The 20,124-nt window shown below is 62.8% G+C and carries 15 protein-coding genes; 3 read left to right on the top strand and 12 right to left on the bottom strand.

Going from position 1 to position 20,124, the window contains the following annotated elements:
- Positions 1 to 194 precede the first annotated feature (194 nt).
- A complete protein-coding gene (locus ACZ5M5_RS01230; RefSeq protein WP_464738467.1) occupies positions 195 to 1,355 on the top strand; it encodes an AAA family ATPase in 1,161 nt (386 codons plus the stop codon).
- 109 nt (positions 1,356 to 1,464) lie between these two features.
- Here ACZ5M5_RS01230 and ACZ5M5_RS01225 read toward each other — a convergent pair whose 3' ends face one another.
- From ACZ5M5_RS01225 to ACZ5M5_RS01190, 8 genes are all read right to left on the bottom strand, one after another.
- Positions 1,465 to 2,346 carry a transporter substrate-binding domain-containing protein gene (locus tag ACZ5M5_RS01225; RefSeq protein ID WP_060739711.1) on the bottom strand — a complete coding sequence of 294 codons (882 nt, stop codon included), beginning with the start codon at positions 2,344 to 2,346 and terminating at the stop codon, positions 1,465 to 1,467.
- Positions 2,343 to 3,125: an amino acid ABC transporter ATP-binding protein gene (locus ACZ5M5_RS01220; RefSeq protein WP_060739712.1), complete on the bottom strand. Its 783-nt coding sequence runs from the start codon at positions 3,123 to 3,125 to the stop codon at positions 2,343 to 2,345. The genes ACZ5M5_RS01225 and ACZ5M5_RS01220 overlap by 4 nt, the downstream gene beginning before the upstream one ends.
- Positions 3,122 to 3,781: an amino acid ABC transporter permease gene (locus tag ACZ5M5_RS01215; protein ID WP_060739713.1), complete on the bottom strand. Its 660-nt coding sequence runs from the start codon at positions 3,779 to 3,781 to the stop codon at positions 3,122 to 3,124. Before ACZ5M5_RS01215 ends, ACZ5M5_RS01220 begins: the two co-directional genes overlap by 4 nt.
- A complete protein-coding gene (locus tag ACZ5M5_RS01210) occupies positions 3,762 to 4,427 on the bottom strand; it encodes an amino acid ABC transporter permease (protein ID WP_060739714.1) in 666 nt (221 codons plus the stop codon). Before ACZ5M5_RS01210 ends, ACZ5M5_RS01215 begins: the two co-directional genes overlap by 20 nt.
- Before the next feature lie 495 nt (positions 4,428 to 4,922).
- Complete coding sequence (locus ACZ5M5_RS01205) at positions 4,923 to 5,705, bottom strand: MetQ/NlpA family ABC transporter substrate-binding protein (protein ID WP_060739715.1); 783 nt, start codon at positions 5,703 to 5,705, stop codon at positions 4,923 to 4,925.
- 281 nt (positions 5,706 to 5,986) lie between these two features.
- Positions 5,987 to 6,922, bottom strand: coding sequence for a sigma 54-interacting transcriptional regulator (locus ACZ5M5_RS01200; protein ID WP_060739716.1), 936 nt, complete (start codon positions 6,920 to 6,922; stop codon positions 5,987 to 5,989).
- A 47-nt stretch (positions 6,923 to 6,969) separates the two neighbouring features.
- Positions 6,970 to 7,551 carry an alpha/beta hydrolase gene (locus ACZ5M5_RS01195; RefSeq protein ID WP_060739717.1) on the bottom strand — a complete coding sequence of 194 codons (582 nt, stop codon included), beginning with the start codon at positions 7,549 to 7,551 and terminating at the stop codon, positions 6,970 to 6,972.
- Positions 7,552 to 7,756: 205 nt separating this feature from the next.
- Positions 7,757 to 8,011, bottom strand: coding sequence for a DUF2789 domain-containing protein (locus ACZ5M5_RS01190; protein WP_060739718.1), 255 nt, complete (start codon positions 8,009 to 8,011; stop codon positions 7,757 to 7,759).
- Between the two features lie 148 nt (positions 8,012 to 8,159).
- On the opposite strand from ACZ5M5_RS01190, the gene ACZ5M5_RS01185 reads away from it, so the two are divergent.
- Together ACZ5M5_RS01185 and ACZ5M5_RS01180 are read left to right on the top strand one after the other, a co-directional pair.
- Entirely contained in the window at positions 8,160 to 8,684 is a 525-nt protein-coding gene (locus ACZ5M5_RS01185; protein WP_207283284.1) for an NfeD family protein, read from the top strand.
- Between the two features lie 7 nt (positions 8,685 to 8,691).
- On the top strand, positions 8,692 to 9,447 hold the full coding sequence (locus ACZ5M5_RS01180) for a slipin family protein (protein WP_371919238.1): 756 nt from the start codon (positions 8,692 to 8,694) through the stop codon (positions 9,445 to 9,447).
- 136 nt (positions 9,448 to 9,583) lie between these two features.
- Here ACZ5M5_RS01180 and ACZ5M5_RS01175 read toward each other — a convergent pair whose 3' ends face one another.
- The 4 genes from ACZ5M5_RS01175 to ACZ5M5_RS01160 are packed head-to-tail and all read right to left on the bottom strand — an operon-like array spanning position 9,584 to position 20,101.
- Positions 9,584 to 10,528, bottom strand: a complete 945-nt coding sequence (locus ACZ5M5_RS01175; RefSeq protein WP_060739721.1) for a sulfotransferase family protein — start codon at positions 10,526 to 10,528, stop codon at positions 9,584 to 9,586.
- Positions 10,516 to 11,301: an aspartyl/asparaginyl beta-hydroxylase domain-containing protein gene (locus ACZ5M5_RS01170; RefSeq protein ID WP_060739722.1), complete on the bottom strand. Its 786-nt coding sequence runs from the start codon at positions 11,299 to 11,301 to the stop codon at positions 10,516 to 10,518. Before ACZ5M5_RS01170 ends, ACZ5M5_RS01175 begins: the two co-directional genes overlap by 13 nt.
- Positions 11,302 to 11,313: 12 nt before the next feature.
- Entirely contained in the window at positions 11,314 to 12,825 is a 1,512-nt protein-coding gene (locus ACZ5M5_RS01165) for a TolC family protein (protein WP_060739723.1), read from the bottom strand.
- A gap of 40 nt (positions 12,826 to 12,865) precedes the next feature.
- Positions 12,866 to 20,101 carry an Ig-like domain-containing protein gene (locus ACZ5M5_RS01160; RefSeq protein ID WP_464738466.1) on the bottom strand — a complete coding sequence of 2,412 codons (7,236 nt, stop codon included), beginning with the start codon at positions 20,099 to 20,101 and terminating at the stop codon, positions 12,866 to 12,868.
- Positions 20,102 to 20,124 lie beyond the last annotated feature (23 nt).

Raw genomic sequence — 20,124 nt, 5'->3', positions numbered from 1 at the left:
TGAGCTTAGAACAGGGTTCCGCGAATACAATGGGTGCAGCAAATCAGGCAAACTGATCGCCTCCTGTAGGAGCTGTCGAGCGAAGCGAGGCTGCGATCTTTCCCCTGACAGTTGAATCTCAAGCGAAAGATCAAAAGATCGCAGCCTCGCTTCGCTCGACAGCTCCTACGAACCCATGCAGCAGGAGTCTGCTCATGCTCAAGACATTGGCGGTGGCCAACTACCGTTCGATCAATAAATTGGTCATTCCCCTGGGCCGGCTGAACCTGATCACCGGCCCCAACGGCAGCGGCAAATCCAATCTGTACCGTGCCCTGCGCCTGCTGGCCGAGACGGCCCAGGGTGGGGTGGTCAATGCCCTGGCCCGTGAAGGCGGACTCGATTCGACCTTCTGGGCCGGCCCGGAGGAAATCAGCCGCCGCATGTGTAACGGCGAGGTGCCGGTCCAGGCGATTGTGCGCCAGGGCACCAAGCGCCTGCGCCTGGGTTTCGCCGGGGAAGACTTCAGCTATTCGATCGCCCTGGGCTTGCCGGAGCCCAGCAGTTCAGCGTTCTCGCTGGACCCTGAAATCAAGCGCGAATGCATCTGGGCCGGCCCGGTGTTTCGGCCCGCCAGCCTGCTGGTGGACCGCAATGGGCCGATGATTCGTGCCCGCGAAGGCCGTTCCTGGGATGTGCTGGCCCAGCACACGCCCACCTTCGACAGCCTGTTCGACCAGGTCGGCAGCCTGCGCACTTCGCCGGAGGTCCTGCAGATGCGCGAGTTCATCCGTCGCTGGCGCTTCTATGACCATTTTCGCAGCGACGCCGACGCCCCGGTGCGCCAACCGCAACTGGGCACCCGCACGCCGGTGCTGCACCACGACGGACGTGACCTGGCCGCGGCCCTGCAGACCATCCTTGAAATCGGCGAAGACGAAGCCCTGCATGCCGCCATCGGCGACGCGTTCCCCGGTGCCCGCCTGAACATCGAGAAACTGCAAGGCGGACGTTTCGCCATCGCGTTTCAACAACATGGCCTGCTGCGGCCGCTGTCCGCCGCCGAACTGTCGGACGGGACCCTGCGCTATCTGTTGCTGGTGGCCGCCCTGCTCACCCCACGACCGCCTTCGCTGATGGTGCTCAACGAACCGGAAACCAGCCTGCACCCGGACCTGTTGCCGGCCCTGGCGCGGTTGATCATCCGCGCCTCGGCAAATTGCCAGGTCTGGGTCGTGTCCCACGCCACGCGCCTGATCGCCGCCCTGGAACAGGATGAGCAGTGCAATTGCATCGTGCTGGAGAAAGACCTTGGACAGACCGGGATCGTCGGGCAGCGGGCGCTGGATGAGCCAGCGTGGCACTGGCCGGATTGAGTGGTGCCTGTAAACCGGATCGCGAGCAAGCTCGCTCCCACACAATTAACCCTGTGGGAGCGAGCGTGCTCGCGAAGGCGCGCTGAAGGTCTACACACCCCTCAGAGAATCACCCCTGCCATTTGCCACCCTCGACAATCACACTCTCCGGCTTGGTGTCATCGCTCAGTTCCTTGCGCACGTATTGGTCGTACAGCTTGAGCAAGTACTTCTCTTCACCCAGCTTCGCCAACTCGGCATTGACCCAATCACGCAACTCGATATTGCCCTTCTTCACCGCCGGTGCAATCGGCGCTTCGGCGCCCAGTGTCTGCTCCAGCACGCGATAGCCGGGGTTCTGCTTGGCCCAACTGAACAGCACCAGATTGTCCTGGGCATAGGCATCGCCACGCCCGTTGGCCAGAGCTTGCAAGGACTCGGAATTTTTCTCGAACTTGAGCAGCTTCCAGTCCGGGTGATTTTTGGTCAGCCAGATGTCCGCCGTGGTGCCGGTGGTGACGATGGTGGTGCGGCTCGCCAGGTCATCGAGGCTTTTCACCGCGCTGGCTTGTGGCACCAGCGCCTGCACCGCGACTTTCAGGTTCGGGTTGGTGAACTCCACCGCCTCCTTGCGCTCCGGGGTCACGGTCATGTTGGCCAGGATCAGGTCGACCTTGTCACTTTGCAGGAACGGAATCCGGCTCGCCGGTTCGACCGCGACGAACTCGACCTTGTTTTCATCGCCGAGCAGGTCCTTGGCGAATCGACGACCGATGTCGGTATCGAAGCCGACATAACGCCCCGCCTCATCGACGAAGCCAAACGGCGGCTTGTCGGTGAAGACGCCGACAATCAATTTGTCCCGCGCCTTGATTTTGTCCAGATAGCTGGTCGACGCAGCGCTTGGGCTGGCCACGTTCGGCTTCGGCGGTTCTTCGGTTTTATTGCAGCCGACCAGCAAAGCGGCGGCGAGCAACGGCAGTAGCAGCAGAGAAGACTTGGCAGTTTTCATGACAGTTCCAGTTCCTTTGTTTGAGTCGTTTTGGGTAGTGCGGCGACGTAGGAGAACTTCTCCAGGAACTGCTGCGCTCGTGCGGTTTGCGGGTTCGTAAAGAAAATCTCGGGAGGGTTTTGTTCAAGGATCCGCCCGGCGTCCATGAACACGATGCGGTCAGCCACGGCGCGAGCGAAGGCCATTTCGTGGGTGACGATCAACAGCGTCATGCCTTCGCGGGCCAGGCCCTGGATGACTTCCAGCACTTCCTTGACCATCTCCGGGTCGAGGGCGGCGGTGACCTCATCGAACAACATGACCTTGGGGTTCATGCACAGCGAACGCACAATGGCGATGCGTTGCTGCTGGCCGCCGGAGAGCTGACGTGGAAAGGCATCGCGCTTGTCCAGCAGCCCAACCCGCGCCAGCAAGGCTTCGGCCTGTGCGCGTGCTTCGCGGCGGTCGCGCTTTTGCACTTTGACCGGGCCGAGCAGCAGGTTATCGAGCACGCTCATGTGCGGGAACAAGTGATAGCTCTGAAACACCATGCCGATCTGCTGCCGCACTTCGCGCCAGTCGGTGCCCTTGTCCAGCAACTCGCGACCGGCGAATGCCAAGCTGCCGCTGTGGGCCACCTCCAGCCCGTTGAGACAACGCAGCAAGGTACTTTTTCCGCAACCACTGGGGCCGAGGATGACGATCACTTCGCCCGACTGCACTTGCAGATCGATGCCATCCAGCACCTGCTGTTCGCCGAAAAACTTGTTGAAACCCTTGAACTCGATCAATGCGCTCATGCTTGCGTCCAGCGCCGCTCCAGCACGCGGGAGGCGGCCGAAAGCGGGTAGCAGATAAAGAAGAAAAACAGGAACAGCGCGCCGTAGATCAGCACGGACTCGTAGGTGCGCTCGATGATCTGCTGGCCGACCTTGATCACGTCCACCACGCCGATCAGCACGGCCAGGGAGCTGGTCTTGATGATGCGCGTGTAGACGTTGATGGTCGGCGGTGTCATGCGTCTGAGCGCTTGCGGCAACAACACATGGCCGTAGAGTTGCAGACCGTTCAAGCCAATGGACAAGCCCGCCTCGCGCTGGCCGCGCGGCAACGAATGCAATGCACCGCGTACCACTTCACCCACCTCGCTTGCGCCCCATAACGACAACACCAGGACCGCGCACCAAAAGCTTGGAAGGCTCAAGCCGAAAAAGATCGGCAGGCCGAAGAACAGCAGGTACAACCAGACCAGCACCGGGATCGCCCGGAACAACTCCAGGTAGACCCGCAGAACGACATCCACGCCTTTCACACCCAACGTCCGCAACACCCCATAAAGCACGCCGCCCACAGTGCTGAGGGCGATGCTCAGGAAGGAAATCGACAAGGTTTGCGCGGCGCCCTTGCCCAGTTGCGGCAACGACACCCACAGCAACTCAAGACCCGAACTGGCCATGCTGGAGCCTCCTTTCCAGGCGGCTGAGCAGCAGCGACAGCGGCAAGAACAGCAGCACGCAAATCAGCGTCAGCACGGCGAGCATTTCGTAGGTCTTGTAGTAGAGCGCGATGTAGCTTTTGGTGGTGTAGAGAATCTCCGGCACCGCCACGGCCGAGACCACGGTGGTCTCCTTGAGCAGGAAAATGAAGTTGGCGAACAGCGACGGCAAGCTGAGGATCCCGGCCTGCGGCAGGATCACGTAGCGCAGCAACTGCCCGTGGGACAGGCCGATGGAACGGCCGGATTCCAATTGCGCCTGGGGCACCGCGTCCACGCCCGCCCGCAGCACTTCCGTGAGATAGGCGCCTCCCAGGAACGTCATGGTGATGATCGCTGCGGCAAACCCCGACACCTTGATGCCCAGCGCCGGCAAGGCGAAGTAGACGAAGAACAACTGAATAAGCAGCGGGGTGTTGCGGGCCAGCTCCACATACAGCCCCACCAGGCGTTGCAGGTAAGGTGTGCGCAACACCAGGATCGTTGCGTTCACGAGCGCCACCAGCAGCGAGGTGGCGATGGCGATAAGGCCAACTTGCAGCGTCACGCCCACGGCCTTGAGAAACGCCGGGAGGGTGCTGAGGATAAAAGCGTAATCGAAGTTCATTGAACATCCTGGACGCCGCTCGGTAAGCGGCGGTCGTGCGGTCCATGGGCAGCGGATAGCTACTCGGCAGGCACTGACTTTAATGGCATAAGAACTGTAATTTAAATACCGTTAAAGCATATTGATATCACGCAAAAAACTATCCCCGGATTTGCCGCGAAGAACAAAGACGACTATTTTCCTTGCGCCGCAGGGAGGATCTTTTTCGCCATCCCCCCTCACCATTACAAGGAAGAAAACATGGCTGACGTAAACGTGCCGCAGCGACTGGAACCGCAGGACATATTGAAATTGTTGATGGCGTTGCGCAGGGCGTTGAAGAGCGGGGAGACCTGATCCATCCCCTGTGGAAGCGAGCTTGCTCGCGATAGCGGCCTGTCAGTCACATCAGTGTTTATTGATGAACCGTCATCGCGAGCAAGCTCCCACAGTAAAAAACGCCGACGCTGTATCAGCCGTCGGCGTTTGAAACCATGAAAGGGTGTACCGCGCGAATCAGAACGCCGGCAATACCGCGCCGCTGTATTTCTTCTCGATGAACGCCTTCACTTCAGGGCTGGTCAAGGCCTTGGCCAGTTTCTGGATGGCCGGGCTGTCCTTGTTGTCCGGACGGGCCACCAGGAAGTTGACGTAAGGCGAATCCGAACCTTCGATCACCAAGGCATCCTTGGCCGGGTTAAGACCCGCTTCCAAGGCATAGTTGGTGTTGATCAGGTCCAGGTCGACCTGGTCCAGCACCCGCGGCAGCATGGCCGATTCCAGCTCCTTGAACTTGAAGTTGCGCGGGTTCTTGGCGATGTCTTTCGGCGTCGCCAACGCGTTTTTCGGGTCTTTCAACTCGATCAGGCCAGCCTTCTGCAACAGGATCAGCGCACGGCCGCTGTTGCTGCCTTCGTTGGGCAGCGCGATGGTCGCGCCGTCTGGCAGGTCAGCCAGCGTCTTGTACTTCTTGGAGTAGCCACCGAACGGTTCGACGTGAACACCGATCACGGTCACCAGGTTCGTGCCTTTGCCTTCGTTGAAGTTCTTCAAGTACGGCAGGGTCTGGAAGTAGTTGGCGTCCAGGCGTTTCTGGTCAACCTGCACGTTGGGTTGGACGTAGTCGGTGAAGACCTTGATTTCCAGGTCCACGCCTTCCTTGGCCAGGGTTGGCTTGATCAGTTCGAGGATTTCAGCGTGGGGCACCGGCGTGGCGGCCACCACCAGTTTCTCTGCGGCCTGGGCCAGGCCCGACGTCAGGGCTGCCGCCAATGCGGTGAACAACAGAACCTTTTTCATGCAGTGTCCTTATCGAAAATCACAGTCGTCATGGACGACGGCTAAATGAGGGTGTGCCAGTGAAGTGCTATCGCTGGCGTGATGCGGACAATACCGATATTTTTTATTCCTTAACAATATCTTTTGTTCAAGTTCATATTCATTTTTCTCATATAGCTAACACCGCTCTTGTGGCGAGGGAGCTTGCTCCCGCTCGGTTGCGCAGCAACCGCAAGATCTTGGGGCCGCTACGCAGCCCAGCGGGAGCAAGCGCCCTCGCCACAAGAGCGGGTCAGCCACGCTTACAGCGTCGAGCCCAATCGACTGAGCAGCACCTTGAGTGCGGCACGCTCACCTTCCGATCCCCCTGCGATGACCTGCGCCACTTGCTGCTCGATCAGTTCCGGCACTGAAGGCTGGGGCGGCAAATTCAAATGCTCCGGCAAAATTTCCTCGCCCGTACTCACCAGCAATGCGAAATGAATGACGTTTTCCAACTCGCGGGTGTTGCCCGGCCAACTGTGCTGTTCGAGGGCATGCTGCGCCGCCTCACTGATCAGCGGCACGGCCAGGCCGAGTCGCTGGCTGTAGATGCCCAGGAAGTATTCGGCCAGGGACAGAATATCGCCCACCCGTTCACGCAGGGCTGGCAGTTCCAGTCGGCCTTCGCCCAGGTAGTGGTAGAGCCGTTCGTGGAATTTCCCGGCTGCCACCGCTTGCGCCAGGTCGATGCTGGTGGCCGCGACCAGGCGGACATCCACCGGACTGGGCTGGTGGGCGCCGACACGGGTGACTTCGTGGTTCTCCAGGGCCGCCAGCAACTTGATCTGGATCGGCAGCGGCAAATCGCCGATTTCATCCAGGTAAAGGGTGCCGCCGTTGGCCGAACCGAACCAACCGGCCCGGCTGCTGGCCGAGCCGCTGTAGCTGCCGGCGGCATACCCGAACAGTTCGGCGTCGGCGTAGGTCGGGCTGATGGCGCCGCAGTTGACCGACACAAACAATCCGCCGCGATCGCTTTCGCGATGGATATGCCGGGCCAGCAGTTCCTTGCCGCTACCGGTTTCGCCGCGTATCAGCACCGAGATCGCACGGGGCGCCAGTTGCTCCAACTCCTGGCGCAACTGCCGTGAACGGGGGTCGACAAACACCAGCGCCTTGGCGCGAATGCTCAGGGGGCTTTTTTCCGCATCGGGAAAGGTCAGCAAGGGCTGACCGAAGGTTTCATGCAAACTCATGGCAGGCTCCCGCCCCAGACCGCCGGGAGACGGGGGGCGCTAAAAATTCAGGCGCGACGCAGGGCGTGATGCTCCATGCGGTTTTGCAGACGATAGAGATAAGCGAAACCCTGCTCCCAACGCTGGTGGCCGGACTTCACGTTGATATGCCCCGCCCCGGCCAGGATTCCGGCCTCGGCCCCCCAGTTGCGCGCCAGTTCCAGAGCGCGTGGGGCGCTCACGGCGTCGTCGTTGTCGGAACTGACCACTTGGCTTGGGAACGGCAACAGATCGCTGGGAATCGGCGCGAAGTTGCGCAGCGCCGGGACGCAGGCTGGCCGCTCGACATCCGCCGGCGCCACCAGTAACGCCCCACGCACCTGCCGCAAAAACTGCACCGGCGCGGTGGCGGCCCAATGGGCCACCGTGATGCAACCCAGGCTATGGGCAATCAGGATCACCGGCGTGCTGTCAGCGGCCACGGCCTCGGCCAGCGCCGCGACCCAGTCTTCACGCCGAGGCGTCACCCAGTCGGCCTGCTCGACCCTGGCACTGTTGGGCAGGCTGTTCTGCCAGTGGGTTTGCCAATGATTTTCCGGCGATCCTTGCCAGCCCGGCACAATCAGGTAGCGAATCGATTCGTTGCGCATGGGTGCTCTCCTGCGTGTCTGTTCCCGGACGAGTATAGGGAGGAGAGCTATATTATTTAAGGAATAAGAAGCTATTTGTTAATACTTAAAACGAATAACAGGTAATCCCCTGTGGGAGCGAGCTTGCTCGCGATAGCGAACGGTCAGTCGACATTGATGTAACAGACATACCGCCATCGCGAGCAAGCTCGCTCCCACAGGTCTCTCAGGCAGGTCGCTCGCTACGCCCCTTGCGCATCAACACATCCAACTGGTCTATCACTTCCGCCCAGTCCGCATCCTCGAGGATTTCCTCGCGCAGCATTTGCCGCTGGCCCTCATTCCAGAAAAACGCATCGGCCAAGTGCAATCCGGGCTTGAGGGGTGAATGCGTGGCGATGAACTGATCAATGCCAATGGCGTCATCGGGCAAGCCCAGTTGCTTGAACAATGCGCGAAGGGTGTGGATCGGCGGTTCCATAGGGGGCTCCTGGACATGAGTGGATGACGGGGTTGTTCCTAGGCAGTCTAGCCCCTCGCCGACCGCCAGACTGATCAAAATTCAATCAACCCCCGACTCGACTAGACTTTGAATAACATCCCGACGACGACACGTTGCGGAGGATCCCGTGAACATTCACTGGTTGACGGTTGCGCTGCTGGCGATCAGCGGAGCCGCGTTCGGCGCCGATGGCCTCATGCCGCCAGGCACCGATCCCCTGGGTTTCTGGCTGATCGCCGTTGGCGTGGCCTTGCTGGTCTTCGAGGCAGCCTTGCCCAATTACGGCGTCGCGGGGCTGGGTGGCATTGTCTTGTGTGTGATTGGCGCGGTCATCCTGACCAACGCCGATGTACCGGTTCCGCTGATGCTCGGCCTGGGCCTGATCAGTGCCTTGCTGTTGCTCGCACTGCTGGTCCGTGCATTGAAAACGCGGCCGCGCCAACCCATCAGCGGCGATGCCAGACTGCTGGGCAGCGTCACGGCGGTGACCGCGTTGCAGGCCGGCAACAATCATCATGGCTGGGTCCAGTTGGAAGGCGAACGCTGGCAAGTGGCAAGCGCGACGCCGCTGCGGCCTGGGCAAGCGGTGCGGGTCATCGCCCGCAAGGGTTTGCTGCTGGAAGTGGCCGCCGCTGACTCCGGAGGGGTATGAGATGGGCATGCAAATCGGTTTTGTGCTGCTGTTGCTGCTGGTGATCGCGCTGGCGGGAGCGACATTCCGGATCCTGCGCGAATACGAACGCGCGGTTGTGTTCCAGCTAGGACGGTTCTGGCAGGTCAAGGGACCGGGGTTGATCCTGCTGATTCCGGTGGTACAGCAGATGATCCGCGTCGACCTGCGCACCATTGTCCTCGACGTACCGCCCCAGGACGTGATCACCCGGGACAACGTCTCGGTGAAAGTCAATGCGGTGCTGTATTTCCGTGTGCTCGACCCGCAGAAGGCGATCATCCAGGTCGAAAATTTCCTCATGGCCACCAGCCAACTGGCCCAGACCACGTTGCGCGCAGTCCTCGGCAAGCATGACCTGGACCAACTGCTGGCCGAGCGCGAGCAATTGAATGGTGACATCCAGCAAGTGCTCGACGCCCAGACCGACGCCTGGGGCATCAAGGTGGCGAACGTCGAGATCAAGCACGTGGACCTCAACGAATCCATGATCCGCGCCATCGCCCGCCAAGCCGAGGCCGAGCGGGAACGCCGGGCCAAAGTGATCCACGCCGAAGGCGAGCTGCAAGCCTCGGAAAAACTCATGCAGGCCGCCGAAATGCTCGGGCGCCAGCCAGGCGCCATGCAACTTCGCTACATGCAGACGCTGGGTTCGATTGCCGGGGATAAAAGCTCCACCATCGTCTTCCCCTTGCCGATCGAATTGCTCAAGGGGATGGCGGAGTTGTCGCCCAACAAGCCGTGATGGGTTAGACAAGGCACAAGCGTGCCCCTGTGGCGAGGGAGCTTGCTCCCGCTCGGTTGCGCAGCAACCGCAAGATCTTGGGGCCGCTACGCAGCCCAGCGGGAGCAAGCTCCCTCGCCACAGGACACTCCTGAATTCAAGACCTTCTCAGACACTCGAGCGCTTCGTAAGGCCCCTGCGCCCAGCGCAGGACCCGCTCCCGCAACAGCGCCGAAGCCTCCCGGCGCTTGTCCTCGCTGTCGCCGACAAACGCCTGCGCCGGCTGCTTGGCATGCTGCCCCACCGTGGCGAACACTTGCTCGCATTGCTCATCATCGAGGCCGAACAACGCCGCCAACCTGCCCGTCATCGCCTCGGGCAGTTCGGTGTAGTTGACCGCCATCCCAGCCAATGCCCGGCAGTGTTCCAGACCGGCTCCCAACAGCCGCCCCACCCGCCGCGGGATGAAATCTTCCTGGCTGCCGAACGGCAATCCATCGTCCAGGACCGTCGCCCCGATCATCCCCGGCACCATGTGCATGCCGGGACGCCGCAGGTGGGAGACCGAAATTTCCAAGGGGTCGCGGTACACGAACAGCCAGGGTGTGTCGGGAAAGCACTCACGCAGCAGCGGCAGTTCACCGATGTTCCAGGCGTCGAGCTTGACCACCAGGCGTTGCTCCACACCTCGGCGGCGCTGCCCGTAGGCCGACATCAAGCCCTTGAGTGCCACACACCGCTCGGCCGCTGGCAAATCACTGCGCAGCAGCGTATCCAGCGGTGGCGGTTCCGAGATAACGATATGGTCGTCCAACTGCGCGAGCATCTGGCTGATCAATGTCGAGCCACAACGGGAGGCATGGAAAATGAATGCGCTGGGCTCAAGTCCCGGGGATTGTCGTTGCCACTGACTGAGTGCGCCCAAGGGCGTCCGGCGGCGGAACGCCTGGTTGAAGGGCAGGCGCAGGGCGTCTTCCACCGCATCGCCAAAGAACGGCTGTGACAGTCGCGCGTCGCCGAACCAGCACCAATCGACCCACCACTGTCCGGCCTCTTGCCAGAGGCGGATCGGCAACCAACCGTGCAGGTTCAGGTCTTCCACGGGTTTCTCCACTGCTGGCGACCGTTGCGCATCGCGGCCCGCAATTCTTCCCGGGTGAAATGAAGCCCTCGTTCGGCCCCCAGCGCCAGGCTGGACTCAATGAAAGCGTCGAGGTCGTGCAGGCTCTGCAAGGTACGGGCGAGTTCAGGATCGCTTTCCACACGCTGCTGAAAACGGGCGAAGTCGCTTTGCCTGACGCCCGCGGCGGGCGTGGTGGGCAGCCCATCGGTAATCTGCTGGGCCAGCCACGGCCCGGGGCGACAATCGAGCACCAGATGAACCCGCGAATGAGCACTTCGGTTAACCACCCGGTGAGGCCGCGCCAGGTCGAGAAACCAGCACTCGCCGGCCGTCAGCGGAATGATTTGTTCATCCAGGAAAAAGTCCACGTCAGGTGGGCTGAGCAACGGAACGTGCAGGCGTAGGTCGGCGTCCGGCCCGCCCAGATCGTAGTCACGATGCTCGTGAATGCACCCACCAGGCCCCAGCCGCAGCAGCCGGGCCGAGACGATCTCCAGGGGCCAGTCGCGCAACGCCTCACGCCAGCGACCGTCCGCTAGCCAAGGCTCACGCTGGCTTGGCTGACCGCGCCCGGGCGACAGCTCGGTGACGGCATCCGCCGCCGAAATCAGCGCCACCCCGCTCCAGTCGCCGCTGTAATAGGCACTGTTGAAATGCCCTTGCCAGCGCGCGTCGTCAATGGCCGCCAGTGCCTGCAACAGCAACGGCAGGTTCACCGCCACTGGCAGCCGGGAAAACGCCGGGCGCGTCATGCCCAAGGCCCGTTACTGGGGCACGGCGGCCATTGGCACGTTGATGTTCCCTTGGGCCCAGGCCGCTTCGCGGTTCGCCAGCGCCGTAGCGATCGATTGCACTGCGGTCGATTGCACTTCGTTCGGCATTGGATCGAGGCCGGCGCTGGCGAAGATCTGACCGTAGGCGTTGCGCAGGTCGGCATAAGCCAGGTCCCGGCGCAGATCAGCCTGCAGGGTGTTCAGTTCGCCCTGGATCAGGTCCAGTTCGCCAATGCCTGCGGCCTGGTGACGGCTGCGCAACTGGCCAACGATCTGCCCGTCGATGTCCGACAGTTGCTGGCTGGTCTTGAACTGGCGCAGGGCTTCGCGATAGTTGGCGTTGGCCACGTACAACTGCGCCAGCACGGCAATCGACATCGCCTGGCGCCGCGCCGACGCGACTTCTTCACCGGCCTTGGCCACGTCGATGGCCGCCGGGGCGGAGATCACGTTGAACAGGTTCCAGGTGACTTTCACACCATAGTCAGCCCAGCCCTGCTCCACCAGGAACGAGTTGCTGTCGTAATGTCCGCCGGCGGAAAACTCCAGGCCCGGCAGCAGGCGCAGCATGGCCTTGCGGGTTTCGGCGGCGGTGATGCGGGTCTGGTAATCCTGCTCGCGCAGTTCCGGGCGGCTGGCCAGGGCTTCCTGTTCGAGACGGGCCAGGTCGACCTTGAGTTCCGGGATGGTGTATTCATCCTGGGTCGCCAGGGTCAGCTCGGTGCCCAGGGGCAAGTTGATCAGGGTCGCCAGTTCGGTCTTGGCCAGGGACAACGCCCGGCGCTGTTCTTCAAGCTGGCGGGTGGCCTGGATCAGCGAGCGCTGGTAACCCAGGGCCTGCACCGGGTCGCCGATGCGCTGTTCGCTCATGCTCTGGCTGTTGCCACGCGCCGCGTCGACCCGGGCCATCAGGCTGTCGATCTGCTTGAGCAGGCGCTCGGCGGCCATGGCGCGCCAGTAGGCCGAACGCACGTCCTGGACGATGGTGTTGATCACCTTGCGCCGGCGTTCCTGCACGATCAGGCGCTGGTCCCCGGCCTGCTTGGCACTGATGTAGCTGACACCGAAATCGAGCACGTTCCAGACCATGGTCAGGTCCGCCACTTCACGGTCACGGTCCTGGGAGGTCGACGGTTCCAGGGACTGGGTACCGGTTTCCACGCTCTGGCTGCTGGAGGCGTTGACGTTGTTGCGGCCCACATACCCGGCGTCCAGGGCCATGCGTGGCAGCATGTCGAAACTGGCCAGGTCCAACTGACGCTTGGCCAGGGCCTCCTCCATGATCTTCAAGCGACCTTCGAGGTTGTACTTCACCGCCCGGGCCATGGCCTGGTGCAAGGTCAGTGGGCCGCTCAGCGGCTCCTGATCCTTGTACATATTCTGCAGATCGGTTCGAGCGCGCTGTTCGCTGACGCTGCGATCGATCGGCTCGCTGGTGACCGCACATCCACTCACCACCAGCGCCAGCAAACTCATACCGAATAACTTCTGACTTCTATTCATTCCCTGGATTGCCCCTGGCTGCCCCAATATTTTTTAGAATTCAGGCCTGCGCCTGGCTGATGCCGACCTGTCGTAACGCCGTTGCCAGGCTGTCGACCTGACCTTGTTCAGTATCCTTGAGCTGTTGCAGCTGCTGGCCCAAGGTCGGTGCGCCGAACATTCCGCGCAGCCCTTGGGACACATCGCCACCCTGCATCGACTGGCTGCCGAAGGCATCCATCGAGTCGCCCTCGGAAGCGGAGTCCTGGGTGAACAGGGTCGAAAGCGTGCTGCTGCCGAACACCCCGCCATCGCCCCCGCCAAAGCCCAGGAACCCCTGGCCAGAACCATCGCCAGAGGCATCGTTGCTGAACACCTGAGCGATATAGCTAGGCGCCAGTTGGCCCCGGTTGATGAAAATATCCCCAATCGGCTTGAGGCCACCGCCCACGTCCCGCTGCTCGAACAGCGGCGGGAAGCCCAGCGGCGAACCGAGGTTGCCGGTCGGCGGGGTAAAGACGATCGGTTGCAGCGGCACCTCGGACGGCGGGGTAACCGTGACCGGGTCGGACGTCAGGAACTCCGGCGGCGGCTTCACATCGTTGGGTACCACGGTGTTGATCGCATAGTTGTTGGACACCGCCACGCTGGCCCCGGTGTTGCCGGTCAGGTCGTTGACGTTGCTGGTGTCCAGGGCAATGAAATTGCTCGGGTCAGTGAGGTTCACCGTGGGCGTGAACGTCGCGGTCCAGGTCCTGCCGCCGTCGCTGCTGGTCAAGTTGGTCAGCTCGCCGTTGGTGACGCTGAGGTCCGACAGATCGAAATTGCTCACCGCCTCGCTGAAGGTGATGGTGACCTGGGTCGTCTCGCCCACGGTCAGGTTCGGATCGGCCACCACGATGGTCGCTGTCGGCCGGGAGGCATCGAGTGCGTAGTTGCTGGAGATCGCAATGCCTGCCCCGACGTTGCCGGCGAGGTCCTGCACGTTGCCAGTGTCCAGCAGGATCAGGTTGGTGGCATCGCTGACGCCCGCGGTGGGCGTCAGGGTCGCGGTCCAGGTCAGGCCGCCGTCGCTGCTGGCGAGGTTGGACAGCACGCCATTGGCCACGCTCAGGTCCGACAAGTCGAAACCTGACACCGCCTCGGTGAAGGTGATGGTCACGGTGGTGCTCTGGCCGATGCCCAGGGTGGTATCGCCCAGGGAGATGGTCGCGCCAGGACGGGCCGTGTCGATCGCGTAGTTGTTGGAGCTCACCACGCCGACACCACTGTTGCCCGAGGCGTTGACCACGCCGCTGGTGTCCAGGGTGATCAGGTTACTGGTGTCGGTAATGCTCGCGCTCGGGGTGAACGTCGCCGTCCAGGTCACGCCGCCATCGGAGGACGAGACGTTGCTCAGCGTGCCGTTGCTCACGCTCAGGTCAGTGTTGTCGAAACCGCTGACCGCTTCCGAGAAGGTTATGGTGACCTGTGAGGTTTCCCCTATTTGCAGGGCACTGTCAGCCACCACGATCGTGGCAGTCGGTACCTGCGTCTCGACCGCATAGTTGGCCGAATCGGTGGTACCTGTCCCGGTGTTGCCAGCCGCATCGCTTACGCCGGTGTTATCCAGGCTGATCAGGTTGGTGGCGTCGGTCACGCCCAGGGTTGGTGTGAACGTCGCGGTCCAGGTCAGGCCGCCATCGCTGCTGCTGACGGCGCTCAGGGTGCCGTTGGCCACACTCAGGTCAGCGTTGCTGAAGCCGGTTACCGCCTCGCTGAAGGTGATGGTCACCTGGGCGGTTTCACCCGGCTTCAGCACCGAATCGCTCAGCACGATGGTGGCGGTCGGACGCTGGCTGTCGACGCTGTAGTTGTTCGAATCGGTGGTGCCGCTGCCGACGTTGCCCGCCAGGTCGGCGACGCCGCCATTGGCGAGGGTGATGAGGTTGCTGGAGTCAGTGATGCCAGCGGCAGGCGTGAAGGTCGCGGTCCAGGTAATGCCGCCGTCATTGCTGCTCAGCCCACTGAGGGTCCCGTTGGCGACGGTCAGGTCGGCAGTGGTGAAGCCCGTCACGGCCTCGCTGAAGGTGATGGTCACCAGCGAGGTCTCGCCCGCGGCGATGGCGGTGTCGGCGACGACGATGGTCGCGGTCGGGCGCACGGTGTCGATCGCGTAGTTGTTCGAATCGGTGGTGCCGACGCCAGCGTTGCCTGAGACGTTGACGACACCGGTATTGTCCAGGGTGATCAGGTTGCTGGTATCGGCAATGCTCGCACTCGGTGTGAACGTGGCCGTCCACGTGACGCCGCCGTCGGAGGACGACACGTTGCTCAGCGTGCCGTTGCTGACGGTCAGGTCGCTGTTGTCGAAACCGCTCACCGCTTCGTTGAAGGTGATGGTCACCTGGCTGGTTTCACCGATGCTCAGGGACGTATCGGCCACCACGATGGTCGCCGTCGGCACTTGGGTATCGACGGTGTAGTTGGCGGAGTTGCTGGTGCCGGTACCGGCGTTGCCGGCCGCGTCGCTCACGCCGCTGTTGTTCAGGACGATCAGGTTGGTGGCGTCCCGCGTGCCGGTGGCCGGGGTGAAGATCGCCGTCCAGGTGATGCCGCCATCGCTGCTGCTCACGGCGCTCAGGGTGCCGTTGGCCACGCTCAGGTCCGAATTGTCGAAACCACTGACCGCCTCGCTGAAGGTGATGGTCACCAGTGAGGTTTCGCCGACGCTGAGGTTGCTATCGGCCATTACGATGGTCGCGGTCGGACGCAGGGTATCGACAACGTAGTTGTTCGAATCCGCCGTGCCGGTGTTGATGTTGCCCGCCACATCGGCGATCGAACCACTGTTGAGGCTGATCAGGTTGGTACTGTCGCTGACTCCCGCACTCGGGGTGAAGGTCGCGGTAAAGGTAATGTTGTCGCTGGTACTCAGCCCGCTCAGGGATCCATTGGCCACGGTCAGGTCAGCCAGGGTGAAGCTCGTCACGGCCTCGCTGAAGGTAATGGTCACCAGCGAGGTTTCGCCAATGGCGACGGTTGGGTCGGCCACCACGATAGTCGCGGTGGGGCGCACGGTGTCGACCGCGTAGTTGTTGGAATCGGTGGTGCCGACACCTGCGTTGCCCGCGCCGTTGATCAAGCCGGTATTGTCCAGGGTGATCACGTTGCTGGTATCGGAAATGCTCGCACTCGGCGTGAACGTGGCCGTCCAGGTGACGCCGCCGTCGGTGCTGATCATGGTGCTCAGGGTACCGTTGCTGACGGTCAGGTCTGCATTGTCGAACCCACTGACCGCCGAGTTGAAGGTCACGGTAACCACTGAAGTCTCGCCGATGCTCAAGCTGGTATCGGCAATCACGATAGTCGCCGTCGGTACGTTGGTGTCGACCTGGTAGTTGTTGGAGTTGGTCGTGCCGGTGCCGGTATTGCCCGCGGCATCGCTGACGCCGGTGTTGTTCAGGGTGATGACGTTGGAAGTGTCGCTGACCCCCAGGGCCGGGGTGAACGTGGCGGTCCAGGTGATGCCGCCATCGCTGCTGCTGACGGCGCTCAGGGTGCCATTGGCCACGATCAGGTCCGAATTGTCGAAACCGCTGACCGCCTCGGAGAACGTAATGGTCACCAGCGACGTTTCGCCGACGCTCAGCGCGTTGTCGGCCACCACGATGGTCGCGGTGGGGCGCAGCGTGTCGACGACGTAGTTGTTGGAGTCGGTGGTGCCGGTGCCAGCGTTGCCCGCCCCATCCACGACGCCCGTGTTGTTCAGCGTGATCAGGTTGGTGGCATCGCTGGTGCCAACGCTCGGGGTGAAGGTCGCGGTGTAGGTGATGTTGTCGCTGGTGCTCAGCCCGCTCAGGCTGCCGTTGGCGACCGTCAGATCAGCCAGAGTGAAGCCGGTCACCGCCTCGTTGAAGGTGATGGTCACCACCGAGGTTTCGCCTAGGGCGACGGCGGTATCGGCGACGACGATGGTGGCGGTGGGGCGCGCCGTGTCGATGGCGTAGTTGTTGGAGTCGGTGGTACCGCTGCCGGCGTTGCCGGCAGCGTCCGCCACGCCGGTGTTATCCAGGGTGATCAGGTTGGTGGCGTCGCTGGTACTGGCGCTCGGGGTCAGTGTCGCGGTCCAGGTGATACCGCCGTCGCTGGTGCTCAGCCCGGTCAGGGTGCCGTTGGCGACCGTCAGGTCGGCGGTGGTTAAACCGGTCACTGCTTCGTTGAAGGTGATGGTCACCAGGGACGTTTCGCCGACCCTCAGGGCGTTATCGGCGACGACGATGGTCGCGGTCGGGCGCGCGGTGTCGACGGCATAGTTGTTGGAGCTGGTGGTGCCGGTGCCAGCGTTACCGGCCGCGTCCAGTACGCCGGTATTGGCCAGGACAATCAGGTTGGTGGCGTCCGTGGTGCTAGCACTTGGGGTGAGCGTCGCGGTCCAGGTGATGCCACCGTCGCTGCTGCTTAGTCCGCTCAGAGAACCGTTGGCAACGGTCAGGTCGGCCAGGGTGAAACCCGTCACCGCCTCGCTGAAGGTAATCGTCACCAGGGAGGTTTCACCGATGTTCAGGGCGTTGTCGGCCACCACGATCGTGGCGGTCGGGCGCAGGGTGTCGATGGCGTAGTTGTTCGAGTCGGTGGTGCCGGTACCGACGTTGCCGGACAGGTCGGCAACGCCGCTGTTGTTCAGCACCACCAGATTGGTGGTGTCGGTGATAGCGGCGTCAGGTGTCAGGGTTGCGGTCCAGGTGATACCACCGTCGCTGGTGCTCAGCCCGGTAACTATACCGTTGGCCACCGTCAGGTCTGCGACGGTGAAACCGCTCACCGCCTCGTTGAAGGTAATGGTCACCAAGGACGTTTCACCGGCGCTCAGCGCCGTGTCGGCGACCACGATAGTGGCCGTCGGGCGCAGGGTGTCGATAGCGTAGTTGTTGGAGTTGGTGGTGCCGACACCGGCATTGCCACTCAGGTCTGCGACACCGGTATTGTTCAGCACCACCAGATTGGTGGTGTCGGTAACAGCGGCGTCGGGTGTCAGGGTTGCTGTCCAGGTGATACCGCCGTCACTGCTGCTCAGGCCGCTGAGGGTGCCATTGGCCACCGTCAGGTCAGCCGTGGTCAACCCGCTGACCGCCTCGGAGAAGGTGATGGTCACCAGTGAGGTTTCGCCGCTCCTGAGGGCCGTGTCAGATACCACGATGGACGCCGTCGGTGCCACGGTGTCGTTGACCACGTAATTGTTCGAATCGGTGGTGCCCACGCCGGCGTTACCGGCGAGGTCCGCCACACCGGTGTTGTTCAAGGTAATGATGTTGGTGGTATCGGCGATATTGCTTGCCGCCGTCAGCGTGCCGGTCCAGGTGATGCCGCCGTCGCCGCTGGTCAGCGTGCCGACGGTGCCGTTCTGCACGGTCAGGTCCGCCGCGGTCAGCCCGGTCACCGCCTCGGAGAAGGTAATGGTCACCTGCGACGTGCCGCCAGAATTCAGGTTGGTGTTGGCTACGACGACGGTCGCGGTGGGCGGCGTTTCGTCCGGCGTGTAGTTGGTATTGATGGTGCCGCCATCGCCATAGACGTTGGCCACCGAACTCGGCGAGACACCTGCCGTGCCGGCACTCGTTCCACCGGTACCGCTGCCGCCGACGTTGCCGGCCAGGGCCGCGAAGTTGGCCGCGGTGATCAGGATCGAACCCTTGTTCCAGATAGCACCGACACCCACGCCACCGGCGCCGCCCGCCTGGGTGTAGCCACCACCGGCACCGCCGCCACCGCCACCACCGCCCGCTCCGATGTTGTTGGAGATGACCGAGTTACCGATGATCCGCAGGGTTGCGCCCGTGTCGTTGTAGATACCGCCAACCGCGCCACCGCCGGCACCACCGATGTCGTTATAGCCGTCGCCACCACCGCCGCCGCCGATGGACAACCCACCGCTGCTGGCCGTGCCACCGGAGGAACCGGTGCTGTAGCCGGCATAGACAGCGCCGCCGGTACCGCCGGTCGCGGAGCCGCCACGGCCACCGATGTTGAAGAAGCCGCCACCGGCACCGCCCTGGTTGGCCGAGCCGTTGGAACCTGAGGAGTTGAGCGTATCGCCGCCACGCCCGCCGATCCCGCCGCCGAGCGCGCCACCGCCGCCGCCACCGCCACCTGCGTATTCCGGCGTCACACCACCGCCGCCACCACCGCCCGCCGCCACGTTAGCCGTGACGGTGACGTTACGCAGGGTCAAGGTACCCGCGTTGTTGATCCCGCCGCCCTTGGCCACCAGCGCATCGTCACCACCGTTACCGCCGTTGCCCGACACAACGCCGCGGGTAATCACCAAGCCATCGAGGGTGGCCGTGGTGCCGGCCGTCACGTTGATCACCTGGGTGCGGAACTGCCCGTCCAGGGTGACATCGGCGACGTTGTCGTTGTTGAGATCGCCGTCGATCGTGACGTTCTTGTTCACCACCAGCACCTGGGTCAAGGCGACGGTCATGCTGCTGTTGAAGGTGACGATATCGCCGTTCTGGGCGGAAGCCAGGGCGGCGCGCAGGGAGCCCACGCCGGAGTTGGCATTGTTGGTGGCTGTCCAGGTGGCCAGGCCCCACTGGTATTCACTCATGGCACTGGCCGACAGCACGTTGGCGCTTTCGATGTTACCGGTGGCGATTTCCAGGTCCCAGTCACCGCCCAGGCCCGTGCGGTCGTTCGACGCGGCCACGTCACGGCCGGTCAACTGCGCCAATGAATCCACCAGGCTCAGGCCACGCTCGCCTTCGGCGGTGTAGCAGCCGTAGATCAGGATATCGCCGCCGGCGTTCATGTCCTGGCCGATCTGCGCCAGTACTTCGCTGCGGGCCTGGACGTTGTCCGCCGACAGGTAGCTGTTGCCCAGCCACAAATCACCGGCGTTGCCGTGGGCGATGATCTGCACCGAGCTGATGCCCTGGTGGGTGTCCAGGTAATCGGCGATCTGTTGCAGGCCGTCCTTGGTGGCATCCAGTTGCACCACCTGGGTCCCGGGCGCCACGCCTTCGAGCAGGTTGGCGGAATCCTTGACCCGGGAATCGACAAACACCACGGATTTGCCCGGAACGGCAGCCTGGGTGGCATCGACCTGGCCTTGGGGCGCATGAGTGTCGGCCGGCTGGTCCGCCGTGGGCGTCTTGGCTGCCTCGGCATTGGGTTGCGCGTCTGCTTGCGCGGCATCGGCCACGGTTGCCGCCACCGCGCCGTCGAACAGCATTCGCGGCTCCAGGGACATGATCATTGGCGATGCCAGGGCCTGTGCGCCCTCGGTTACCCGCGATTTGCCTTTGCTCCACCACATGACGATCACCTGGACTCGAACTT

It is taken from the genome of Pseudomonas sp. Van50 (assembly GCF_055390755.1).
This window is presented reverse-complemented; position numbering and strand designations above follow the sequence as displayed.

Coding starts and splice junctions, on each gene's coding strand:
- ACZ5M5_RS01220 (WP_060739712.1), bottom strand. CDS start 3,125: ATGAGCGCATTGATCGAGTTCAAGGGTTTCAACAAGTTTTTCGGCGAA.
- ACZ5M5_RS01195 (WP_060739717.1), bottom strand. CDS start 7,551: ATGCGCAACGAATCGATTCGCTACCTGATTGTGCCGGGCTGGCAAGGA.
- ACZ5M5_RS01225 (WP_060739711.1), bottom strand. CDS start 2,346: ATGAAAACTGCCAAGTCTTCTCTGCTGCTACTGCCGTTGCTCGCCGCC.
- ACZ5M5_RS01210 (WP_060739714.1), bottom strand. CDS start 4,427: ATGAACTTCGATTACGCTTTTATCCTCAGCACCCTCCCGGCGTTTCTC.
- ACZ5M5_RS01160 (WP_464738466.1), bottom strand. CDS start 20,101: ATGTGGTGGAGCAAAGGCAAATCGCGGGTAACCGAGGGCGCACAGGCC.
- ACZ5M5_RS01190 (WP_060739718.1), bottom strand. CDS start 8,011: ATGGAACCGCCGATCCACACCCTTCGCGCATTGTTCAAGCAACTGGGC.
- ACZ5M5_RS01215 (WP_060739713.1), bottom strand. CDS start 3,781: ATGGCCAGTTCGGGTCTTGAGTTGCTGTGGGTGTCGTTGCCGCAACTG.
- ACZ5M5_RS01230 (WP_464738467.1), top strand. CDS start 195: ATGCTCAAGACATTGGCGGTGGCCAACTACCGTTCGATCAATAAATTG.
- ACZ5M5_RS01180 (WP_371919238.1), top strand. CDS start 8,692: ATGCAAATCGGTTTTGTGCTGCTGTTGCTGCTGGTGATCGCGCTGGCG.
- ACZ5M5_RS01170 (WP_060739722.1), bottom strand. CDS start 11,301: ATGACGCGCCCGGCGTTTTCCCGGCTGCCAGTGGCGGTGAACCTGCCG.
- ACZ5M5_RS01200 (WP_060739716.1), bottom strand. CDS start 6,922: ATGAGTTTGCATGAAACCTTCGGTCAGCCCTTGCTGACCTTTCCCGAT.
- ACZ5M5_RS01205 (WP_060739715.1), bottom strand. CDS start 5,705: ATGAAAAAGGTTCTGTTGTTCACCGCATTGGCGGCAGCCCTGACGTCG.
- ACZ5M5_RS01165 (WP_060739723.1), bottom strand. CDS start 12,825: ATGAATAGAAGTCAGAAGTTATTCGGTATGAGTTTGCTGGCGCTGGTG.